Consider the following 21,117-nt stretch of genomic DNA (forward strand, 5'->3'; position numbering starts at 1 on the left):
CAACCTCGGCATCCAAAAAGGCTGGATCAAATAACCGCAACACGCCCGGAAAAGACACACTTTTCTTTACTTAACCCCTCTTGGCGCGGGGGTTTTTGCATTGGAGCGACGAAAAAGGACCCAAAAAGGACGCGAGCACCCTTTAAACCAAAGAACCCCAGGCCGGAAAACTTCCTGACCTGGGGTTTTGGAGCCGGAAACGGGACTCGAACCCGTAACCTACTGATTACAAATCAGTTGCGCTACCAATTGCGCCATCCCGGCAACTTTAAAGCGACCTTTTGGCGTTAGCCGTCGCTGGCTCGAAAGAATCAGAGTCAACCTGAGAATCGAACTCAGCTGTGCCGCTGACAGGCGATTGTACAGGTTGGCAAGCAGAAGTTAAAAACGACACCACAGGAAAACTGCAACCGCACTTCTTGAACACTTTTCCACACGCTAAAAGCCCCGCTCAGATAGGCAAATTCACCGCCTCAAAAACGAATTAAGATTCTCGGTCACTGACGGGGTAGTGTGACTATCGCTAAATCACTGGGGCTATGTTTCTGCAACGTCTCCGCATCGCGTCTTTGCAGCATCACTGCAATGCACCCCAGGCAGTATCGGGGAAAGGAAGTGTCGACATGTCATTCGCTGGTGACAGCAATTCCAACGCCGGAGAAAACTCCGCTGCGAAGAATGATCTCTACGACGCTGAAGCCACTGTCTCTTACGACGACACTCCGCAGACCCAGTTTCCTGCAATCGAAGGTCAGTCCACCTTCAAGCAGCGCGTGATTGATTTCGTTTCCGGCCCAACGGCAACTGTCGACCTAGTGCACTCGACTACTACCCCGCTGCCGCTGGCACCGATCGATTATTCCGACCCGAGTCAGGTCACGGCCGTACTCGATCTCGCTGCTCGCATCGGCGGGCTATTGCTGGCATGTGGCTCGGGCAACCGCGATACCGAGCTACAAATTAAGGCCGTGACCTCAGCCTATGGCCTCACCCAAATCCAAGTCGATATCACGTTGACCTCCGTGACGGTCTACCACCTCATCGGCGCGCGCCGTACCCCTATTACCGCGATGCGCGTTGTCACCGCACCAGTGCCCGACTTCGAGCGCTTGCGTCACACCGACCGTGTCATCCGCCGAATTCGCGCGGGCCACCTGAGCTTGGAGGAGGCTATTGAGGCTATCGACAAGGTCGAGCGTGAGCCCGCAAAATACCGCCTCCGCGTCATCTACACTGGCTGGGCATTGCTGGCTTCATCTGTGACAGTGCTGCTCGGCTCGAGTTTCGAGGTCGCCCTTATCGCGGCTGCGGTCACACTGGCCATCGTCATCGTGATTGGTGAACTCGCTGCCCGCGAGTTGCCCACATTCTTTCAGAATGCAGTCGGCGGTCTCATTGCCACGCTCTCCGCTGCTGTGCTCAATGCGGCGCAGGCGTATCTCCCCTTTGAGATGCAGCCATCCAGGCTGATCGCCTCGGGAATTATCGTGATGCTCGCCGGCCTAACCCTCGTGCAAGCACTGCAAGACGGCATCACCGGCGCACCTGTGACTGGCTCCGCGCGCTTCTTCGACACCATGTTGTTGACCGGCGGAATCGTCGCTGGCATCGCAATGGGCATCGAGTTTTCCGGAATGCTGGGCATTCCGCTTCCCGACGTCATCGCGGGTTCTGACCTCAACCTGGCACAGGCGACAGTGAGGGTGATAGCGGGAACTACCGCCTCAATCGCATTTGCGTTGGCCTCGAATGCTGGGTTCACCGCGTTGTCAGTGTCCGGAACGGTCGCTCTGCTGGGGTCGATGACCTACTACTACGTGTTGACTCCACTGGGAGTTCATCCGGTGACCAGCGCAGGCGCGGCAGCAACGCTGATTGGTCTCATCGGTGGCCTGCTGGCACGACGTTGGTCCATCCCGCCGCTGATTACGGCAGTGGCAGGCGTAACCCCGCTGCTTCCGGGTATGACGATCTACCGCGGTATGCACGCACTGCTGCACGACCACCCGACCAAGGGGTTTACGGCGCTAGCCTCAGCGCTAGGCATTGCGACGGCACTAGCTGCGGGTATTGTCCTCGGTGAATGGATGGCGCGCAGGCTCCGTCGCCCTCGCGCACTGCGCGAAGACAGTGGCCTGACCCGTCCAATCCGGGCCGGTATGCGTCGCATCCGTCCTGTGAATCCGCGGAACAAGCCTCGCCGTCCACGCAACTACCGCTTCAAGGGCGGTATGAACCCGCGTGTGGACTAGCCATTCCGCGGGGCAGCCACTGCTCAATCCGCGGGACAGCCGCTGCGTGGACTAGCCGTATCCATGGGAGCATTATCCACACCGCGCGACCTATCAACAACGTGGTAGAATAAGGTTTTTGAATTGTAAGTAGCGCTTAAAGCTGAAACTGCGTCATCACAATCCCATTCCTTCTTCACTGAACTCGGTTGAGCTCAGTGCCGGGAGCATGTGGCGAGATGGCTGGCAGAAGTAGGTGTATGGGGCGCAATTAAGGCCATGCTTGCCAGGAGGATTCGTGCCACCGAAGGTCACAGACACTCGCACTGCTCAGAACGAGGCTCTTCACAAGGTCGAAGAAAAGACCGCTGCTGGCGCACGGCGAATTGTTGCTACCTTCGCCGAGGATTTCTACGATGCCGTCACTCTGATGTGCATGCTCGGAGTGGAGAAGGAAGGCCTGAGCTTCAAGAAGGTTCACGAGGAATACGAGAAGGAAAACGCTCCGAAGACCGCAAAGCGCACACGCAAGTCCACTAAGAAGACTGCGAAGAAGTCGACCAAGAAGGCCGCAAAGAAGACCACTCGTAAGACGGCGAAGAAGGCTGCCAAGAAGGCCGCTAAGAAGACGACGAAGAAGGCTGCTAAGAAGACCACCAAGAAGGCAGCTAACTAACGGGGTCACGCAGCATGGGTCGGAGCGGGAAAAAAGCGGTTGCCGCAGTAGCTGTCGTTGCGGCAGTGTCCATGACGGCTACCGCATGCCAGGCAAAGCCGGCAGCGGAGATCGTCGGCAAGCAATGGCAGATAACCGCGATCTTTGATGACCCAAACCTGCCCCACGGTGTGCCGGACGGAACTCAGGCGCCGACTATTACGTTGGGGCAGACAACATATACCTTCGCTGATTCCTGTGGCAACGGCTCTGGTTCGCTGCAGTGGAAGGGCGAGGCGGTCGAATTCGGTACCCCGGAGCAGACTCGCAGTTTGGACTGCTCAGACCAGGCGCAGACCTATTCGGAGCGTTTCCACAAGATTGTGGCGGGCGAATTCGTCTACACGCAGGACAACAATGGTCTGCGCATGCGAGAGATGAAAGACCCCAAGCCAGGCGAGGATCGCCGTGGCTGGACTGCGACAACTTCGGGTTACACCGAGGGGCGCTGACGCCACTTCTGATCGACAGGCGCATCGGTGCCGGGGTGAGAAACCCGTGCGTAAGAACCGCGGTGGTAAATGAGCGGATTGATTTCTTCACGCTTGCCGATAGCCACAATATCCGCCGTCACAATCCAGTGATCGCCGCCTTCGTAAACATCGACGACGGTGCAATCAATCCACACGGAGCAGCCGTGCAATAAAGGGTTGCCCAGCTCAGAGCGGGTCCACTTCCCCGTCTTGAACTTTTCGCCATTACTGCGGCCGAAGGCTGCCGAGATATCCTCCTGATCCTCGGCCAACACATTGACGGAGAAGCGTCCAGCGTTCCGTATATGCGGCCAGGACCGCGAGGTCTTCATGACAGTAAACAGAACCATCGGTGGAGTGAGACTCAGCGAGGAAAAAGACTGGCAGGCGAAACCGTACGCTTCGCCTTCATCCTCGGTGGCGATAATGGTCACGCCAGTGGTGAACTCACTCATCGCGCCACGGATAGACATTTCATCCAATTCGACGGGGCCGCCAAGTTCGACATGGTCGTCGCGGGTAGCTTCCGGACTATTGAGAGCCGCAGCTGATCGGTCGGTGCTCGAATTTGTTGAATCTGTCATGTAATAGACCTTAATCTGAATCCGAACACAGTAAAGACGAGGTGGGGTTTACCACCCCAAGAGCCCCCGATAGCGCCACGATGTTGTTACCCTCGTCGGCCCGCTACCCGGCTGACGGTGCCGACGGCGCTGCGGTTGTCGATCCAACGACAAACTCAGTCTCCAACAAGACGCGAGGAGCGCGACCGCTGTCCTCGCGTGCGGCCTCAAGCTCCTCGGCCAGCGCGCGGCCGACGGCAATGCCCTTCTGCCTATTCGGCTGAATTACAGTGGTCAGCTTGTGGAAGAGGGCGCGCTCGATTCCGTCAAAGCCTGTGATGGACAGGTCCTCCGGAACACGAATTCCGTTCTCCTTGGCATATTCCAAGACCGCAATTGCCTGAGTATCCGTGGTACAGACCACCGCCGTGAGATCCGGGTTGTCGGTCAGCAGCTGGCGAGCCGCATCGCGGTTATTCTCGCGGTCATTGAGGTGGCGCTCGATGATAGGCACATCCACCTGCTGAATACCAGCCTCGGCAAGCGCTTCCAGCGCACCTTCGACGCGGTTCTTCTGCACCTGGTGATGAGCTTCTGCCAGCCGCTTCTCCGTGACATATCCCGAGTTCGGGGTACGCGACAATCGCACTGACAAGATTCCCACCTTGCGATGTCCCAGTTCAGTCAGGTGTCGCACCGCGGGCTTGATGGCCTCACGGTCATCGATGCCCACAAACGGTAGAGCCACCGCATCTGCAGGCTGGTCGCACACGACCGTCGGCAAGCCACGGGCGCGCACGGCAGCGAGGAACGGGTCGTTGTCCGCGACGGAGTAGACCACGAAACCGTCGACCACCGCTTGCCGAATCAGATTGAGATCTACGTCCCCGCCCTCCTCGGAGGAAGCTGGAATGACCAACATGGAGTCGCCCATTTCGCCGAGCTCCTCTGCGAGGCCGGCGAGAAAATCCACCGACGCAGGGTCTTCAAAAGCGAACGGGAGGTGCTCGGTGAACAGCACGCCGATGGCGCCAACCCGGCGCATGCGCAGACCGCGAGCCATTGGGTCCGGCCCGGGATAGCCAAGCCGCTCCGCAGTTTCCAAGATGTGCTCCCGCAACTTCTCCGAGAGCTGGTCAGGGCGGTTGTACGCGTTGGACACAGTCGTGCGCGAGACCCCAAGTTCTGCAGCGATGGAAGCCAAGGTGCCACGACGACGCCGACTTTGCACGGAATACCGACCCTTCTTGAAAAACCAACAGCGACTGCCCGCTCAGATATCTTCGTCCAGCTACCTCAGGTAGAAAACCTCGATTTTATGGAAAAGAACTACAACGAGCATCACACGCATCTAATCGCGGACAACTTTACCCAACGAATGTGCGCGACTGTCATTTCGGCCACTCCGGCAGAGGCCCGCCTTGTGACTGGGTCTCCGCAGCCCCTACTATGTTCTTTGAACTAAAAGACAACTGTTTTCAATAGCGGTTGATGCTCAGGAGCTGAATAAAAGGAATAATTCAGCCCGCAACAGGATTGGATACATATATGAAGGCACGCTTTTCCACGCGCATCGCGGCGCTAGTCGCCAGCGCCGGCCTCGTCGCAGGTCTCGGCGCATGCTCCAGCAATGATGACAGCGCTACGTCCGCGGGCAAGTCCGAAGACACCATTAAGGTGGTCACCTCCACCAAGGTCTGGGCAGACGTCGCCGACGCAGTCACCGACGACGAGAAGGTCTCCATCGACCCGATTATCGCGTCCAACGACATCGACCCTCACTCCTACGAACCGGCCGCAGCCGACATGGCAAAGGTAGAGGACGCCGATATTCTCGTCGCAGGTGGCGGGCATTACGACGCATGGCTGACCTCCTCTCTGCGTGACGCAAAGGACAAGGTCATCATCTCTGCGCTGCCGCAGGAAGAAGGCCATGACCACGAACATGACCATGATCACGAGGGCCACGACGACCATGATCACGAGGGCCACGAGCACGACCATGAAGGCCACGAGCATGATGGCGAAGGTCACGACGACCACGAAGGCCACGAGCACCACCACCATGACGGCGAAGCCAACGAACACGTCTGGTACGACACCGATGCGGTTGAAGAAACTGCAGAGCAGCTCGCCGAAGCTCTGACCAAGCTGGGCGCCAAGGCCGACACCAAGGCCGTCGATAAGGAAATCAAGGACATCGAAGAGGCCAAGAGCAAGCTCAAGGCCGCTAAGGTTGCTCAGGTTCACCCGCTGGCCGATGACATCCTGAAGGACACGAAGGTCGAGGACATCACCCCGAAGGGCTACCGTCAGTCCACACTGAATGAGTCCGAGCCGTCGGCAAGCGATGTCAATGAAATGCTGAAGCTGATTGAGTCCGGCGAGTTGGACTACCTCATCGACGCACCGCAGACCCACGACCAGGTCTCGCAGCGACTCGTCGAGGCTGCCAAGGCAAAGGGCGTTAAAATCGTCGATGTTTTTGAGTCGCCGAGCGCTGACCAGTCGTTCTTTGACCTCTACAAGAAAACCCTTTCCGATATGGAGTCCGCATAACTTTGCCCTCACTGACTTTTACTGACGCAGCCGTCGAGCCGCTGTGGTCCGGTCTCAATTTGAATATCGAGCCCGGCGAGTTCTTGGCCATCCTGGGCCCCAATGGCGTCGGCAAATCCACGCTGCTGACCGCTGCCCTTGGCATGCGCCAGCTGACTCACGGTTCAGTAAAAGTCGACGGGAACCTCGGCTACATTCCACAGCAGCGGATGTTCGAGCCCTCACTGCCCATTCGGGTTCGCGACCTCGTCGAGTTGGCGGCCGGCAAGAACCGCTCCGCCACCGACGAAATGCTGGACTTTGTCGGCGCGGGCGGTATTGCAGGCCGTCGCGTCGGCACGCTCTCTGGCGGTCAGCAGCAGCTTGTCCGTCAGGCGCAGGCGCTCGTTTCGGCACCAGATTTTTTGCTTTGCGACGAGCCTCTGCTCTCCCTCGACCCTGCGGCGCAACGGACCACGGTCGAGCGCCTGGACCGGCATCGGAGGGAAAACGACACGGCAGTCGTCTTTGTCACCCACGACATCAACCCCATCCTGGGCGTCTGTGACCGGGTGCTCTACCTGACGCCGCACGGACATGCGGTCGGGTCAGTCGAGGAAATTATCACTTCAGAGACGCTCTCGGAGCTCTACCAAACCAACATTGCGGTTGCCCGTGTCGAGGGAAAGCTGGTTATCGTCTAATGACCCTACTGACTCAGTATTTCTCCGACACCGCTGCTCTGCTCCAAGTCGGGTTCGTCCACAATGCTCTCATCGCGGCAGCTCTACTCGGGCTAATCTCCGGCATCATTTCGCCCCTGATCGTCATGCGACAGATGAGTTTCACGGTCCACGGCACCAGCGAGCTGGCACTTATGGGTGCATCCGCGGCCCTACTACTTGGTGTCAGTGTCAGCAGCGGTGCCATTATCGGTTCGGTGCTCATCGCAATAGTCCTGGCGGCACTGTCGCTTCGAGGGCGCCAAGATGCGGTCGTGGGCGTGGTCTTGAGCTTCGGCATGGGCTTATCGGTGCTGTTTATCCACCTCTACCCCGGCCGGACAAGTACCGCGTTTTCACTTCTCACCGGCCAAATCATTGGTCTGACTGACACTTCTCTATGGACGATGGCCATCGTCGCGGTCATCGTCGTCGGCGGCGTTACCTGGAAATGGCGCCCGCTGCTATTCGCCTCCGCCGACCCCATCATGGCCGCCGCCTGTGGTGTCAACGTGAAGGCGCTATCGATTTACTTCGCGATTCTCACCGGTCTCGTGGCCGCCCAGGGCGTGCAAATCGTCGGCTCTCTGCTCGTCATCGCCCTGATTATCACCCCGGGTGCCGCAGCCGCATTCGTTACTGCCTCGCCGGTGAAGGCCATCATCCTCTCGACCATCTTCGCTGAGGTCGCGGCTGTCGGCGGCATCGTTCTCTCGCTCGCACCGGGTATCCCGGTCAGCGTTCTAGTGACGACAATCGCGTTTGTCATCTACCTCATCTGCTACGCCATCGGAACGGTGCAGTCGCGTAAGGCAACGCGTGACGACGTTCAGGCTGCCAAGTGGAGAAAATAGACACATACGCTTTTCGGAGTAGCTGTTAAAACAACAAAAATATCGGGCAGCTCCTCGAGTGACGATTGCGGAGAAGGTGCGTCCACCTTCCCTCTCGCCACCGAGGGGCTGCCCGTATTTTTACTGGATTCTCTAAAAGCAGACTCCAATACCCCCAGCTCTTTTTAAGACTGCGAGGCTGCCGAAATGGGGTGACCCGGCAGACAGAAAAACTAACGCTGAGGATGTCGTGGTCTGACATCTCAGTGACCCAAAAGCTAGCTGTACAAGCCACCGCTAGGTCCGTGAGCATCCCTAAATTACGGCCAATTACGCCCCCATTTCTAGGAGCATGATATGCCCGCCCTCCCCTTCAGGAAACTACGGATAATTTTCTGTTGGAAGTGATAATAACGCCGTCATTTCTGCAGCGCACGCCGGAAATAGAATTATCTTTAAAGCGCTGAACTACTGGGGGTAGCCATAAGTACCGGCCGCCATTTAGAACGCAAAATACCCCACGTAAACGCCATTACTATAACGAATTGATAATGGCGCCTACGGGGGGTATCAAATGCGCTACTGACTACTCTTAGCCCGGCGCTGGCGGGCAAACTCACTCAGGGTCACACCGGCAGCAACGGAAGCATTGAGAGACTCAACCCAGCCAGTCATCGGAATGGACATGATGGTGTCACAGGTATCGCGCACCAGGCGCGAAAGCCCCTTGCCCTCAGAGCCGACGACCACAACCACCGGGGTGGTGCCGTCGTACGTGTCCAGCGTGTGGTCGCCACCGGCATCCAAGCCAACGACCTGATAGCCAGCCTTCTGGAACTGCTTGAGCGAGCGCACCATGTTGGTCGCACGCGCAACTGGCAGACGCGCAGCAGTACCAGCTGAGGTACGCCAGGCGACGCCCGTAATGGCAGCCGAGCGACGCTCCGGAATCACCACACCGTGACCGCCAAAGGCCGCCACCGAGCGAATGACCGCGCCCAGATTACGGGGGTCGGTGATGTTATCCAGGCAGACGATAAGGCCCGGCTCCCCGGTCTTGGCCACCGAATCAATCAGATCTTCGACAGATGCGTACTTGTACGGCGGAATCTGCAGGCCGATACCCTGGTGCATAGTGTTGCCGGTCATGGCGTCCAACTCGTGGCGGGGCACCTCGCGAATCGGGATACCACGGGAGTTAGCGATACGCACTGACTCCTGCAGGCGCTCGTCATTGTCGGTACCCAGCGCCACAATCAGCGCTGCCGCTGGCACCTTTGCATGCAGGCACTCCACGACCGGGTTACGGCCAACTACCAGCTCGGTGCCATCCCCCTTGCGCTCATGACGCCCCGAGTCACGGCGGCGCTTCTCTTTCGCCCGCTTATGAGCTGCGTGATAAACGCGGTCCTCTGCTTTCGGGGTCGGCCCCTTGCCACGCAAGCCACGCTTTTGGCCACCGGAGCCGCCAACGTTCTTCTTGCTTGCCTTGCGCACTGCACCACGACGACCGTTGCCTGCCATAGCTACCTGCTTCCTGTTGTTAATAGTTTTCTTTAGCCTAAAGCCAGCTTTTCAGCCCTAGTCAGCGACAGACCATGCTGGACCATCCGCGGTATCAGTTACCTCGATACCCGCTTCCTTCAGACGGTCGCGCACAGCATCAGCCGTAGCCCAGTCCTTCTCTGCACGAGCCCGGGTGCGTTCCTCCAACTGGTGCTCAACCAGCACACCGAGCGCATGCATTGCCGCATCGGAACCGGAATCGGAGGTTGCCCACTGCTCATTCAGCGGATCGAACCCAAGGACTGCGGCCATAGCGCGGACAGCACCGGCAATCTCCTTGGCCTTGGTCTCGTCGCCGTCGGCAAGCGCCTGATTACCTCCGCGAACAGCGTTGTGGATTTCCGCGAGCGCGCGTGGGACGGCGAGGTCGTCGTCGAGCGCTGCTTCGAACGCCGGCGTCCACTCACCGATTTCTATATCGCCGAGCTTATCGACGGCACGGTGCATAAACGCCTCGATACGACGGTAGCCCGCTGCCGCTTCCTGCAGAGCCTCCTCGGAGTACTCCAGCACGGAGCGGTAGTGCGCACTACCGAGGTAGTAACGCAGCTCAACCGGACGAACCATGGTCAGGATATGCGGCACGGACAACACGTTACCGAGCGACTTCGACATTTTTTCGCCGGCCATTGTGACCCAGTGGTTGTGCATCCAGTAGCGAGCAAAGCCGTCGCCGGCTGCGTGCGACTGCGCAATCTCGTTTTCATGATGCGGGAACTGCAGGTCGAGGCCGCCACAGTGGATGTCGAACTCCGAGCCCAAGTAGTAGGTGGCCATGGCGGAGCACTCCAGGTGCCAGCCCGGCCGGCCATTGCCCCACGGCGTCGGCCACGAGGGCTCGCCCGGCTTGGCAGCCTTCCACAGTGCGAAATCGTGCGCACCGCGCTTGCCCGGAGTATTGGTCTCGCCCTGCTCCATCTCGTCGACGCGGTTGCCGGACAGGCTGCCGTAGTCGCTGCCTTCAGCCTTGGACCAGGCATCCACGTCGAAATAGACGCTGCCATCGACAGCGTAGGCGAAGCCGTTATCCATCAGACGCTGCATATACTCCACCATCTGAGTGACATGCCCGGTAGCGCGCGGCTCAACGCTCGGCGGGAGAACACCGAGCTGGTTGTAAGCCCAGGTAAATTCGCGCTCAAAGCGAGAGACCCACTCCCACCAAGGACGGCCGTGCTCGGCGGCCTTGTTCAAAATCTTGTCATCGATATCGGTGACGTTGCGCACAAAGGCGACGTCATACCCCTTGGCGATCAGCCAACGGCGCAAGATATCAAAGGCCACGCCGGAGCGAACATGGCCAATGTGCGGCTGAGCCTGCGGGGTCGCACCGCACAGGTAAATGGAGGCATGCCCCTCGCGGAGAGGCTCAAAATCCTTCAGTTGGCGGGTTGCGGTATCGAAGATTTGAAAAGTCACAGCCCCGAGCATAGCGGGGAAATAGATACGGGTGAAAAAGAGAAAACGGCTAGCGCACACGGGCAATGTATGTGCGCTAGCCGTTAACCGGAAAAGTGCAGAAAATCCCTACTGGAAGGAACCGAGGAAGGGAAACGACTTATGCGTCTGCGTCCAGGTCCACCGGCTTATCGTCGGCCTCGTCCTTCTTCTCACCGGCGGTACCTTCCTGTGCCAGCGCGCGGTGACGCTCGATAGTGGCATCGACGCGGGCAAAAACTTCCTCGACCTTGGCCTCATCAACGCCGTCGGCAAGCGCGAGCTCACCGACGAGAACCTGGCGAGCCTTGCTCAACATACGCTTTTCGCCGGCGGACAGACCGCGATCCTGATCGCGGCGCCACAGGTCACGAACTACCTCAGCGACCTTGTTAATGTCGCCCGAACCCAGGCGCTCCTGGTTGGCCTTGTAGCGACGGGACCAGTTGCCGGCCTCTTCTACGTCGGTCTCACGCAGAACGGAGAAGACCTTCAGCAGCCCCTCTTCACCGACAACATCGCGGACACCGACCAGCTCGGCATTCTTGGCGGGCACCTGGATATTCAGATCACTCTGCAGAATCTGCAGTACGAGGTACTGAACGGTCTCACCGTTAAGCTCTCGTTCAATGATGTTTTCGATTTTCGCAGCTCCGTGGTGCGGATAAACTACGGTATCCCCAATGCTGAATTCCATGTAATGCACACGCCCTTTCCAACGGCCTTCCACCCTATCATGTCCCCCCCCATGATTTTACGGGTAGTATGAGAACATCTTAGGAAGACACTAAGGTGTTCTTTAAATACTGAAAATCCTATCGCCCATCCTCAAGCTACTGGAGGAAATCTAGTCATGGCCTTCAAGTCCGTACTTCGCCGCAGCGCCCTCATCACCGTCTCCGCAGCATCCGCAGTTGCACTTGCTGCTTGTGGCGCCGGTCAGATTTCGCAGACCGCAAATCAGCACCCGGCTGTAGACGGTGCGATGAACGGCGGCGAAGATGCTGCCGGCAAGGGTGCTGAGAACACCAACTCGGCTCTTGGCTTCGTCAACATCCGCGACGCTCATATCCTGGTTGACCCGGAGGCTGGTACCGCTGGTCTGAAGTTCTCCGCCAGCAACCAGCAGCGCGCTACCGAGTCGGTCTACAAGCTGAAGTCCGTCACCGTTGAAGGTATCGGCGAGGTTGAGCTGAAGAAGGTCGCTGAGACACCTTCCTTCGCTAAGGCTGCAAAGGGCGAGGACTCCCTGCCGCGTGAGTGCCAGATTGTTGCCGGCCCGAAGTCCGTCATCGATCCGCTGGCTAAGACCGCCAAGGACAACACCGGCTGCATCGCGTACTACACCAATGAGCTGGACCCGAGCACCCTGGTTGGCGACAAGAGCAGCGCTGCTGGCCAGAACCGCGAGGCCACCTTCGAGTTCACTGACCCGCAGGGCCAGACCAACACCTACGACCTGGACATCACCATCTCTGCTGACATTCTGGAAGCTGGCGCACCGAACCGCGGTGCTGACGGCATGATTGAATCCAAGTAATCGCAGCACAGTGGTGTTCCTGCGCTGTTCGCGCGCAGCGCACTTTTAGGCGCTGGTACAGCGCAGTCCTGTCCCGCAAATAACGCGAGGCGCTTCATCGAGCGGGCATGGGCGATTGGTCGCTTGATACGGGTCACGGCAGTACAGTCATCCTTGACACAAGTCATTGACACTGCCCTGGCCCGCTCTCGCGTATCTGGGGTAAATTTTCTCGCGACATTCACCGCATACCGCACAACACACGTTGTGGAGTCTGTCGTGTCCCCTCTCTTGAAGCAAAGGTGGTTGCACCGTGGCCAAGACCAAAGACGAAGCCTACGAATGCTCAGCATGCGGCTGGCAGGTGTCGAAATGGGTCGGCCAATGTCCCAACTGCAAAGAGTGGGGCACGCTAGAGAAGGTCACTATCCGCTCCAGCGGTGGGAAGTCCGCCTCCACGCTGGAGGACAAAATTGCCGCGCGGGCAGCCAAGCAACGTCGCCGTAGCGCTGCCGCGACGGAACCCGGCGCGCGGGGTGGTCGTCGTAAAGCATCTTCCACTTCCGTCGCGGCTGAAAGCCAGCGTCTAGCACAGCGCGCGCTTGACGACGAGGCGGAGGAACGTTTCCTCGCCGAGACCTCCGCAACAGATCGAATCCCCACTTCATCTTCCGAGTTGACCGCGATCACGGGGATTTCCGCCAAGGCTGCGCACGCGGTGCGCACGGGCATCGGCGAGCTGGATCGAGTGCTCGGTTCCGGTATTGTGCCGGGTTCGTTGGTGCTCTTGGCAGGCGAACCGGGGGTTGGTAAGTCGACGCTGCTACTTGAAGTGGCCTACCGCTGCGCGGACGGCGATTTGGGGCCGACGCTTTACGTCACCGGTGAGGAATCGGTCGGTCAGGTGCGGCTGCGTGCCGAGCGCACTGGCGCACTGTCGGACTCGCTGTACCTGTCGGCAGTGTCGAATATCGAGGACGTCATCGATCTGACGCTGGAGCTCTCCCCCGGTCTGCTCATTGTGGACTCTGTGCAGACGATGCGTGCCGACGTCGCAGGTGCTCGCGGTGGCGTTGCCCAGGCTCGCGCCGTAACCTCTGCGCTGGCGGCGCTGGCAAAGGAGACCGGAACTGCGATTTTCCTGGTAGGACACGTGACCAAGGACGGCAATGTGGCCGGCCCGCGCACAATGGAACACCTGGTTGATGTGGTGCTCAACTTCGAGGGTGATAGGCATTCGGGGCTACGCTTCTTGCGCGGCCTGAAAAACCGTTTCGGAAGCACCGATGAAGTGGGCTGCTTCGAGCAGACGGCGGGCGGCATTGCGGAAGTTGAGGATCCCTCGGGGCTGTTTTTGCATCACCGAACGCCGACCTCGGGAACTGCAATTACCGTGGCCATGGATGGCCGCAGACCGCTGCTGGCGGAGGTGCAGGGCCTGGTAATCAATACCGAGGCGCACAACCCGCGACGCAATGTCTCTGGCCTCGACCCTCGCCGCGTGCCGATGGTCGCGGCCGTGCTGACTGAACATGGAAACTTCAAGCAGTTGGCCCGCATGGAGATGTACGTGTCCACCGTCGGCGGTATGACGCTGTCGGAGCCTGCCGCGGACCTGGCAATCGCGCTGGCACTGGCCTCATCCATGACTAAGCGGACCTTCCAGGACAAAACCATTGCACTCGGCGAACTGGGGTTGGCCGGCGAAGTGCGCCGAGTGACCGATTTGGAGTGGCGGCTTAAGGAAGCTCATCGAATGGGCTTCGACACGGCAATTGTGCCCAGAGGCGCAAAAGGCCCGGCGGGGATGCGGCTGCTGGAAGCAGGCACCGTTGCCGAGGCCATTGAGCTTGGGTTGGGAACTAAGCGCTAGCGCATGTTGAACGTGTAGGCGTCAGAGTTGTTGTCACCAATCACGCCGTAGAAGATGTACGACCCGGAGGGCGCTGGGACGCGGTCTTCTTCGGAGCACTTGTTCGGCGCCGAGGTCAGACGCGACCAGGTGGCGGCATAGTTGACTTCCTCGCCCGGTGCCAATACCAGTTCACCGTGGCCTTCGGAGTCATTGCAGTCCACATCCGACCAGACGCGCTCGTACGTTGCCAGGTCGTACACCTCGAAGCGCAACTGCTGCTCATCGAGGTTCACGCGGCATTCACCGCCGGTGGGATTGTGGACGGTAATTGCCAGAGTCGGCTGCTCATCGCCGTAGTTCGGCTGATCCGAGGTGGCTGTCACCTGCAGGTCTGCAAGGCTACAGTCCTTTTTGTTCGCAAGCGCCGCCTGAGCGTCATCCTTCGCGGAATCTTCGCCTTCCTTAGCGTCCGTCTTGGCATCCTTGTCAGACTTGTCCTTCGTCGAGTCCTTGTCAGACTTAGGCGCGTAAGGTTCCTTGGGCTGTTCCGGAGGGGTCACCTCTTTCCCGTCATCCCTGGTGACATTCACCGGTTCAGAATCCTCGCTGTCCCGGTTTACCAGTGCGGAAATACCCCAGCCCAGGAGAACGAGGATGATAACGAGCAACACCGCCGCGGCGATACGCCGACGCCGGTAGATTTCTGGAGGCAGCTTATTGGTCACACATTTAGGTTAGCGGGTTCTCGCTGACTCCATGGGTAACGACGGTCTCAGCGCGTCCGTCCTCCAAGCGGTACCGCATACCGACAACGCCCACCTCGCCGGTCACCAAGCGCGATGAAATCTCTGGCGAGCGATCAATAATGTGATTAACAATCTCGCGCACGTGGCGCCGCTCAAATTCGTCGATTTCCGTCTCGCCATCTTTGCGAGCCGCCAACAGCGACGGGGTGACTTTCTCAATCAGCACACGCTGGAAACCACCCGGCAGTTCGCCACCGTCCAGTGCATTCTTCGCCGCAGCCACAGCGCCGCAGGACTCGTGGCCGAGAACAATCACCAGCGGAACTCCCAGACCATCAACTGCGAATTCCAGCGAAGCCAGCACCGACAGGTCGGTGATCTCACCGGCAGTACGAATCACGAATACATCGCCCAGGCCCTGATCGAAGATAATCTCCACCGGTGCACGGGAATCCGAGCAAGCCAGCACAACGGCCTTCGGCTTCTGCCCCTGCGTCAGCTGCTTACGACGAACCAAGTCCTGGCGAGGATGCGCCGTCTTGCTCTCGCAGAAGCGGAGGTTTCCGCGCACCATCGATTGCCATACACTCTCAGGAGTCCTCTCAGAATTGCTCATAGTTATATTGTGCAACGACTCCGCTGTTTATGGGAAAGCGAGAATGTAGATTGACCTCTGCAATTAACCAATCCGACGACTTCGACGAACACGTCGATGCCGCCTTACGCGATTGGTATCGCGCCAATATGCGGCCACTTCCCTGGCGTGAAAAAGGCACTTCACCATGGGCTGTGCTCGTCAGCGAAGTGATGAGTCAACAGACTCCCGTCGCCCGCGTCATCCCCTCGTGGCGCGCCTGGCTGGAAAAATGGCCCACCCCAGCCGATCTGGCAGTCGCCCCCAAAGATGAAGTCCTGCGTATGTGGGGAAAACTCGGCTATCCCCGACGTGCACTCCGGCTGCGTGAATGCGCAGAAAAGATCGTCGAAAAGCACGACGGCGAAGTACCAAGCGACGTGAACACACTGTTAGCCCTTCCGGGGGTAGGAGACTACACAGCTCGGGCGGTAGCGGCGTTTGCTTTTGGCGCGCGCACGCCGGTGGTGGACATCAACGTGCGCCGCGTACTCCGGCGACACCGCCAGGGCACGTACCTACCCGGCATCGCCAAACGCACAGACATGACGCTCGTCGAAGAGTTCCTACCACTCAACCCGACGACTGCGGCCGAGACCTCTGTCGCACTCATGGAACTCGGCGCTACTGTCTGTCGAACGACACCCGAGTGCGAGGCCTGCCCCATCGCCACCAGTTGCGCCTGGATTGCCGCCGGTCGCCCCGAACCCGAGGACCATGAAATCGCCGCTGCGAAACGGCGTGTGCAGAAGTTCGAAGGCACCGACCGTCAAGTCCGGGGCTTGCTTCTCGACGTGCTCCGCGCCGCCGACTCCCCCGTCGAACAGACCGCTCTGGATGCGGTCTGGGATGATACGCATCAGCGTTCCCGCGCATTGTTTTCCCTGCTTGACGACGGACTTGCGGAGCAAACCTCCGATGGCCGCTTCCAGTTGCCCCGTTAAAGCCGAGGCAATGCTCCGGTAAAGACCAGATTCGAACAAGTGCGTTGCCTAGAATTAGACACATGAATGCCACGCCCCATCGACCTCAGCGCCAGCGCTGTCTCTTTGGGGCTAGTAAGCGCAGAATTGCGCTGAGCACAGTGCTTGGAGTTGCTCTTCTGGGCTCTAGCGTGGGAACGCTCGGTGGCTGCTCAGCAGTGGATGAATTAGGTGCGATTGGCTTCAGTTCCTCGGACTCTGACTCTTCTACGGTGAAGCGATTACCTCCGGGGCAGGTAATTACGAAGACGCCATTTCCGGTCAATGCGCCCGCACGTGCACAGCGGGTCGTGTTTTCCTCCACAGGTGCACGCGACCACCGCCAGACAGCCGTGTCCGGCACAATTTTGCAGCCCTACGCCCGATGGTCAGAGAAATCCCCGCGCCCACTGGCAGTAATTGCACCTGGAACTCTCGGTATGGCTGATAACTGTGCCAGTTCGGTCGCCCTGCGTTACGAAGCGCCTCCGACGCCTCCGGCACCTCAGCTGCTGGCACAGGGATGGAATGTTGCCATTGTGGATTACCAGGGGCTCGGCACGCCTGGGGTACATCCGTATCTCAACCGTGAGATTGCCGGGAATAACACGCTCGATATGGCGCGAGCGGCTATTGAGACTTTACAACTACCTGCAGATACTCCCATTGCGCTGTTCGGCTACTCACAGGGCGGAGGCGCCACCGCTGCAGCCGCCGAGCTAGCCGATGAGTACGCCTCGGAGCTGAACATCCGCGCTGTCTACGCCGGGGCTATTCCGGCCGATCTCACCGACACTGCGCTACATATTCGCGGCTCGGCGCTGGCGGGACTCGTCGGTTACTTCATGAACGGCTTGATTGCAGAGTACCCAGAGACCAAAGAACCAATCGAGCGCATGCTGAGCCCGCTGGGGCAGGACTTCCTGAAGCTCACCGCCGATGAATGCATTGGCGCCACTGTCGAACGTTGGCCTCGCAATGACACCAAGGCATTTACGGCCAACGACTTGGGGATAGCGGAAAATCTGCGCTCGCCGGAGCTCTCCCCCGTCGTTCGACGCCACGTGGACGAGCAGGCTCTGGGCACAAAGACTCCCAGTATGCCCGTGTTCGTTACCCATAACGCATTGGATGATGTGTTACCAGTGACGTCGGCACGCGAGCTTGTGCAGAAGTGGCAAAAGGCCGGCGCCGACATCACCTACATGGAGGTCGACACTGACCTCGGTGATGGGACGCACGGCCTTGCCTACGTGCTCACCCACGAAGAGATGCTTGCGTGGGTGAATCAGAAAATGGGGTACTAGCGGCGACATTCGCCACTTTCCTCCATCTAGCAAATACAGCTACTTTTTCTTCCAGCGACCACGGAAGGTCAAGCCTTTGCCCAGTCGGACGGTGTAACCGCCACGGCTGTTAATGGTCACTGGACCGATACGCTTAGAACCAGAGACTCCCGAACCCGAGTAGTTCAGCCACGTGTCCTTGTCCAGGTTCTGCTTCTTGCGAAATTGAATCCCCATTTAGTTCTCTCCCTCGGAGTTATCAGATTCGGTCTCTGCCTCGGCAGTATCTTGATTGGCAGTACCTTTGATGTCGCCAGATACAAACGCTCAGGATACCGTCAGCACTGCCGAGAACGCCCGTCATCTTCCTCAGAATCGGCCAAGGCACCGCTCATCGGCATCAACGTTACCGACCTTGCCTCATATTGGTGAAGATAACTTCGCCTTGCAGATGTCATTGAACTCGCCGTCCCTGCGCCATAGATGCCTCAATCCGTTATTTGTGACCGCCCCTAGTGAGCTCATGAAACCGGCCACCGCCACAGCGTGCCGAACAATGACGACAGCTAGTTAGTGCAAACCACCCAAGGATGCGAATGGCTCCTCGGCCTGGATGTCGTGCAAGGGCACGCGCACCCAAGGCGAATCACTGTGTGCGAGCAGCTCGGTGAGCCGTTGCGATTGATCCTTCATCGCAGCGGTGACGTCGGGCTCACCATCACTCGCCCAAATCATTCGACCCCACCAGAAACTTGCGGCTACGTCAGCCCACGACACGAAGTAGCGCTGCAGCGCCGCCACGGCCTTGTCTGAAATCTGAAGGAACTCTTCTGGAGAGATCCACCCCAGCTCCGTTGCCGGGCCACCAACGTTGTGAACACGGATTATGTCCCATGCGCGAGTAGTGGCGGGCAGTGCCGGGGCCGCTGCTTTGGCAAAGCCCTCCGAGCGCAACATCCTTACGAGGTAGCGGAACTTACGTTCTCCACGACGCGGATCCGCGCCTTGGGCAATAAAGAAGTCTTTGAGGAACTCGACCTTTTCCTCCACTTCCACATCTAGCTCGCGCTCGGGGACGTCCTTCACGGCGTATGCGAGGGGTAAAACCAGGTCATCTTCCACGTGCTGGCCACCTTCGAGCAGAGCATCAATAACCTGATACGCTTCCTGTGCACCAGTGACCCCCCAGTTTTGCTCGAGAGAAGTTTTGTAGTACTTGGCCGCCCTTGCGTTGATGGCCTCAACCCCTAGCGGGGTCGCAAACGCCTTATTGCTCTTGTACACCATTGCCCAAGAGTGGCGGCGCACCTCATCTTTGCTCGGCGCCGGTTCCGGCCATGGGAACTTTGTAAGGCGGTAAATCCAAGTATCATCAAACTTTGCTGGCGTGAACGTTGAGCTCATATCCACACAACGTACCGAGGTTTCTGGCGCGGTTCCGCGGTGCCCCATCCATCACCCCTATGCTGGGGAATGATCTACGCCATAATTCAGCACACCCAGTCACAGTTTTTGATGTGTTGTTAGTCTCGTGTGCATGACAGGATCCCAAATTGCATTGACAGACCGGCCAGATCTCGGTGCTGCGCTTAAGCGTGCTGGCGATTCCGAGATTGTGCACGCTGCCGCCGAAGCCGTTATAGAAGGCCTTGGTGTCGACGAGATTGTGCTGGAAGCCGCCGCCACGAAAGCTAGCGGGGTGGACGGTGCCGCGTTTGTCACCAACCGCAGGATCCTCGTGACCGCCGATAAGAAGGATCCATCCCATTTTGAGTTCCTTGAACTTGACAACCTGGGCAACGTCACAGTTCTGCCTTACAAGGGTGGCTGGGCCGTCGTGGCCCAGCTCTACAACACATATAAAGTGTGGAGCGGTTTCACAGAAAAAGCTGCGAAACGTGTGCAATTTGCCGCCCAGTGGGCCCTGACCGCAGGCCGAGAGGCACGAACGGAGGCCTCGCGTGCAGTGTCGTCGACGGAGCTTTTTGAGCGATGGAAAGAAAACAAGCACCGTCTCAATCGCAATAGTTTGGAAGAGCTTGCAGAGTCGATGCGCTCCCTGTACTCCGACATTGATTCACGGTGGTGGACTGAATAATGATTCGACTTGCATACCCGGGTTCGCCCGACCGCTTAAATGGGCCAGAAGACACATCACACATCGAGCAAAACCTGGCTATTGCGGAAAATGGCTATCGCCATTACATCAAGCATGGCTCGTTACTAGAAACTGGAGCATCTCCGGCAAATACGACTGCTACCTCCAGGTCAAACTCCAGTGCGGGCACGACAGGTGTTCAGGCCAGCGGCGCATCGAAAGGTCTCAGTGTAAAGAAGCAGCTATTACTCCTCCCCTTAGTGATAGCGGGCATCGTGGTGCTAGCGATTGCCTACGTTGCGGCTAAAGACGCGCTCTTTAGTGACAAGTCAGACGAGTCCGCTGCTCCCGCACAGTCCGCCGCTGAAGCACCTGCCGATCCCGGCGCTTCCAACGGTGGCGCTACCGGTGCCACTGGTGGGGATACCGCTGGCGGCCTCACCCCTGCCGACCACGCACCCGAACCGATTGCTAGTTTCGTGCGGGCCTGCACAGACTATGAAGTGGTGTTTAGCTACTACGGTGCGGATAACGCCCCTGCCCCACAGGCAATGGGTACCAACTGTTCCGTGGATACTACGAAGGCACCCGACGTTGGTTACGTAGTCTTCACCGATGACCCTGCCGCCACCGCCGCCGTTCGTGACGGCAAGCCCGTCTTGGATGCCGTTGAGATTCCGGCAGAATCAACGCGCGGTTCCACATTCAAGGCGCAGCGAGTGGAGTCCCTCATCACAGTTGCGGAAATCCTCCCAGAGGACCAGGGAATCGTTGAGTACATGATCAAAAATGATGACCCCGAAGTGGCAAAGAAAGCATTGGTCGACCTCGGCGTGGCCAAGTAGAACTACAACTCTCCGCGCTTTTAGGAAAGACCGCATATAGACACACTGCCGCCCCAGTTCCTCCCATAATGGAATCGGAACTGGGGCGGCAGTG

General features: G+C 58.7%; 21 protein-coding genes and 1 tRNA gene. 12 read left to right on the plus strand and 10 right to left on the minus strand.

What is annotated here, in order from left to right; genetic code table 11:
* Positions 1 to 188 precede the first annotated feature (188 nt).
* Positions 189 to 264, minus strand: a tRNA-Thr gene (locus tag QP978_RS00005).
* A 359-nt stretch (positions 265 to 623) separates the two neighbouring features.
* Here QP978_RS00005 and thrE point away from each other — a divergent pair.
* The 3 genes from thrE (at position 624) to QP978_RS00020 (ending at position 3,398) form a co-directional block, all read left to right on the plus strand.
* A complete protein-coding gene (gene thrE / locus QP978_RS00010) occupies positions 624 to 2,252 on the plus strand; it encodes a threonine/serine exporter ThrE (RefSeq protein ID WP_016421439.1) in 1,629 nt (542 codons plus the stop codon).
* A 277-nt stretch (positions 2,253 to 2,529) separates the two neighbouring features.
* Complete coding sequence (locus QP978_RS00015; RefSeq protein ID WP_016421440.1) at positions 2,530 to 2,907, plus strand: hypothetical protein; 378 nt, start codon at positions 2,530 to 2,532, stop codon at positions 2,905 to 2,907.
* 14 nt (positions 2,908 to 2,921) lie between these two features.
* Positions 2,922 to 3,398 (plus strand): META domain-containing protein, encoded by a 477-nt coding sequence (locus tag QP978_RS00020; RefSeq protein ID WP_016421441.1) that lies wholly within the window; start codon positions 2,922 to 2,924, stop codon positions 3,396 to 3,398.
* Here QP978_RS00020 and QP978_RS00025 read toward each other — a convergent pair.
* Positions 3,380 to 4,003 carry a flavin reductase family protein gene (locus QP978_RS00025; RefSeq protein ID WP_016421442.1) on the minus strand — a complete coding sequence of 208 codons (624 nt, stop codon included), beginning with the start codon at positions 4,001 to 4,003 and terminating at the stop codon, positions 3,380 to 3,382. The two genes, QP978_RS00020 and QP978_RS00025, sit on opposite strands and share 19 nt — an antisense overlap.
* Before the next feature lie 103 nt (positions 4,004 to 4,106).
* A complete protein-coding gene (locus QP978_RS00030; protein ID WP_016421443.1) occupies positions 4,107 to 5,213 on the minus strand; it encodes a LacI family DNA-binding transcriptional regulator in 1,107 nt (368 codons plus the stop codon).
* A 317-nt stretch (positions 5,214 to 5,530) separates the two neighbouring features.
* Between QP978_RS00030 and QP978_RS00035 the strand changes: the two genes are divergently transcribed.
* The 3 genes from QP978_RS00035 to QP978_RS00045 are packed head-to-tail and all read left to right on the plus strand — an operon-like array spanning position 5,531 to position 8,096.
* Positions 5,531 to 6,541: a metal ABC transporter solute-binding protein, Zn/Mn family gene (locus tag QP978_RS00035; RefSeq protein WP_016421444.1), complete on the plus strand. Its 1,011-nt coding sequence runs from the start codon at positions 5,531 to 5,533 to the stop codon at positions 6,539 to 6,541.
* Positions 6,542 to 6,543: 2 nt separating this feature from the next.
* Positions 6,544 to 7,224: a metal ABC transporter ATP-binding protein gene (locus tag QP978_RS00040; RefSeq protein ID WP_016421445.1), complete on the plus strand. Its 681-nt coding sequence runs from the start codon at positions 6,544 to 6,546 to the stop codon at positions 7,222 to 7,224.
* A complete protein-coding gene (locus QP978_RS00045; RefSeq protein ID WP_048731809.1) occupies positions 7,224 to 8,096 on the plus strand; it encodes a metal ABC transporter permease in 873 nt (290 codons plus the stop codon). Before QP978_RS00040 ends, QP978_RS00045 begins: the two co-directional genes overlap by 1 nt.
* Positions 8,097 to 8,654: 558 nt before the next feature.
* On the opposite strand, the gene rlmB is transcribed toward QP978_RS00045, so the two are convergent.
* The 3 genes from rlmB to QP978_RS00060 all read right to left on the minus strand — a co-directional run bounded on the left by rlmB (position 8,655) and on the right by QP978_RS00060 (position 11,775).
* A complete protein-coding gene (gene rlmB / locus QP978_RS00050) occupies positions 8,655 to 9,599 on the minus strand; it encodes a 23S rRNA (guanosine(2251)-2'-O)-methyltransferase RlmB (RefSeq protein ID WP_070833295.1) in 945 nt (314 codons plus the stop codon).
* Between the two features lie 57 nt (positions 9,600 to 9,656).
* Complete coding sequence (gene cysS, locus QP978_RS00055; RefSeq protein ID WP_042388940.1) at positions 9,657 to 11,060, minus strand: cysteine--tRNA ligase; 1,404 nt, start codon at positions 11,058 to 11,060, stop codon at positions 9,657 to 9,659.
* Positions 11,061 to 11,199: 139 nt separating this feature from the next.
* Positions 11,200 to 11,775, minus strand: a complete 576-nt coding sequence (locus tag QP978_RS00060; protein WP_016421449.1) for a CarD family transcriptional regulator — start codon at positions 11,773 to 11,775, stop codon at positions 11,200 to 11,202.
* 156 nt (positions 11,776 to 11,931) lie between these two features.
* On the opposite strand from QP978_RS00060, the gene QP978_RS00065 reads away from it, so the two are divergent.
* Positions 11,932 to 12,618 (plus strand): hypothetical protein, encoded by a 687-nt coding sequence (locus QP978_RS00065; protein WP_016421450.1) that lies wholly within the window; start codon positions 11,932 to 11,934, stop codon positions 12,616 to 12,618.
* 292 nt (positions 12,619 to 12,910) lie between these two features.
* A complete protein-coding gene (radA, locus tag QP978_RS00070) occupies positions 12,911 to 14,470 on the plus strand; it encodes a DNA repair protein RadA (protein ID WP_284856699.1) in 1,560 nt (519 codons plus the stop codon).
* Here the strand turns inward: radA and QP978_RS00075 are convergent.
* Entirely contained in the window at positions 14,467 to 15,177 is a 711-nt protein-coding gene (locus QP978_RS00075) for a hypothetical protein (protein ID WP_016421452.1), read from the minus strand. The two genes, radA and QP978_RS00075, sit on opposite strands and share 4 nt — an antisense overlap.
* A 4-nt stretch (positions 15,178 to 15,181) precedes the next feature.
* Positions 15,182 to 15,814 (minus strand): carbonic anhydrase, encoded by a 633-nt coding sequence (locus tag QP978_RS00080; RefSeq protein WP_042388218.1) that lies wholly within the window; start codon positions 15,812 to 15,814, stop codon positions 15,182 to 15,184.
* Between the two features lie 29 nt (positions 15,815 to 15,843).
* On the opposite strand from QP978_RS00080, the gene QP978_RS00085 reads away from it, so the two are divergent.
* Both QP978_RS00085 and QP978_RS00090 read left to right on the plus strand, forming a co-directional pair.
* The gene (locus QP978_RS00085) at positions 15,844 to 16,776 is read left to right on the plus strand and encodes an HhH-GPD family protein (protein ID WP_284856700.1); all 933 of its coding nucleotides are present in this window, start codon (positions 15,844 to 15,846) and stop codon (positions 16,774 to 16,776) included.
* Positions 16,777 to 16,838: 62 nt separating this feature from the next.
* Positions 16,839 to 18,101: a lipase family protein gene (locus QP978_RS00090; protein WP_284856701.1), complete on the plus strand. Its 1,263-nt coding sequence runs from the start codon at positions 16,839 to 16,841 to the stop codon at positions 18,099 to 18,101.
* Positions 18,102 to 18,140: 39 nt separating this feature from the next.
* Here QP978_RS00090 and QP978_RS00095 read toward each other — a convergent pair whose 3' ends face one another.
* Complete coding sequence (locus QP978_RS00095; protein WP_005510144.1) at positions 18,141 to 18,317, minus strand: hypothetical protein; 177 nt, start codon at positions 18,315 to 18,317, stop codon at positions 18,141 to 18,143.
* A gap of 333 nt (positions 18,318 to 18,650) precedes the next feature.
* Positions 18,651 to 19,484, minus strand: coding sequence for a DUF1266 domain-containing protein (locus tag QP978_RS00100; RefSeq protein ID WP_187400235.1), 834 nt, complete (start codon positions 19,482 to 19,484; stop codon positions 18,651 to 18,653).
* A 133-nt stretch (positions 19,485 to 19,617) separates the two neighbouring features.
* On the opposite strand from QP978_RS00100, the gene QP978_RS00105 reads away from it, so the two are divergent.
* Together QP978_RS00105 and QP978_RS00110 are read left to right on the plus strand one after the other, a co-directional pair.
* On the plus strand, positions 19,618 to 20,178 hold the full coding sequence (locus QP978_RS00105) for a hypothetical protein (RefSeq protein ID WP_187400234.1): 561 nt from the start codon (positions 19,618 to 19,620) through the stop codon (positions 20,176 to 20,178).
* Complete coding sequence (locus QP978_RS00110; protein WP_284856702.1) at positions 20,178 to 21,023, plus strand: hypothetical protein; 846 nt, start codon at positions 20,178 to 20,180, stop codon at positions 21,021 to 21,023. The genes QP978_RS00105 and QP978_RS00110 overlap by 1 nt, the downstream gene beginning before the upstream one ends.
* Positions 21,024 to 21,117 lie beyond the last annotated feature (94 nt).

It is taken from the genome of Corynebacterium sp. MSK035 (genome assembly GCF_030232615.1).
In the GTDB taxonomy this organism is placed as follows: domain Bacteria; phylum Actinomycetota; class Actinomycetes; order Mycobacteriales; family Mycobacteriaceae; genus Corynebacterium; species Corynebacterium jeikeium_D.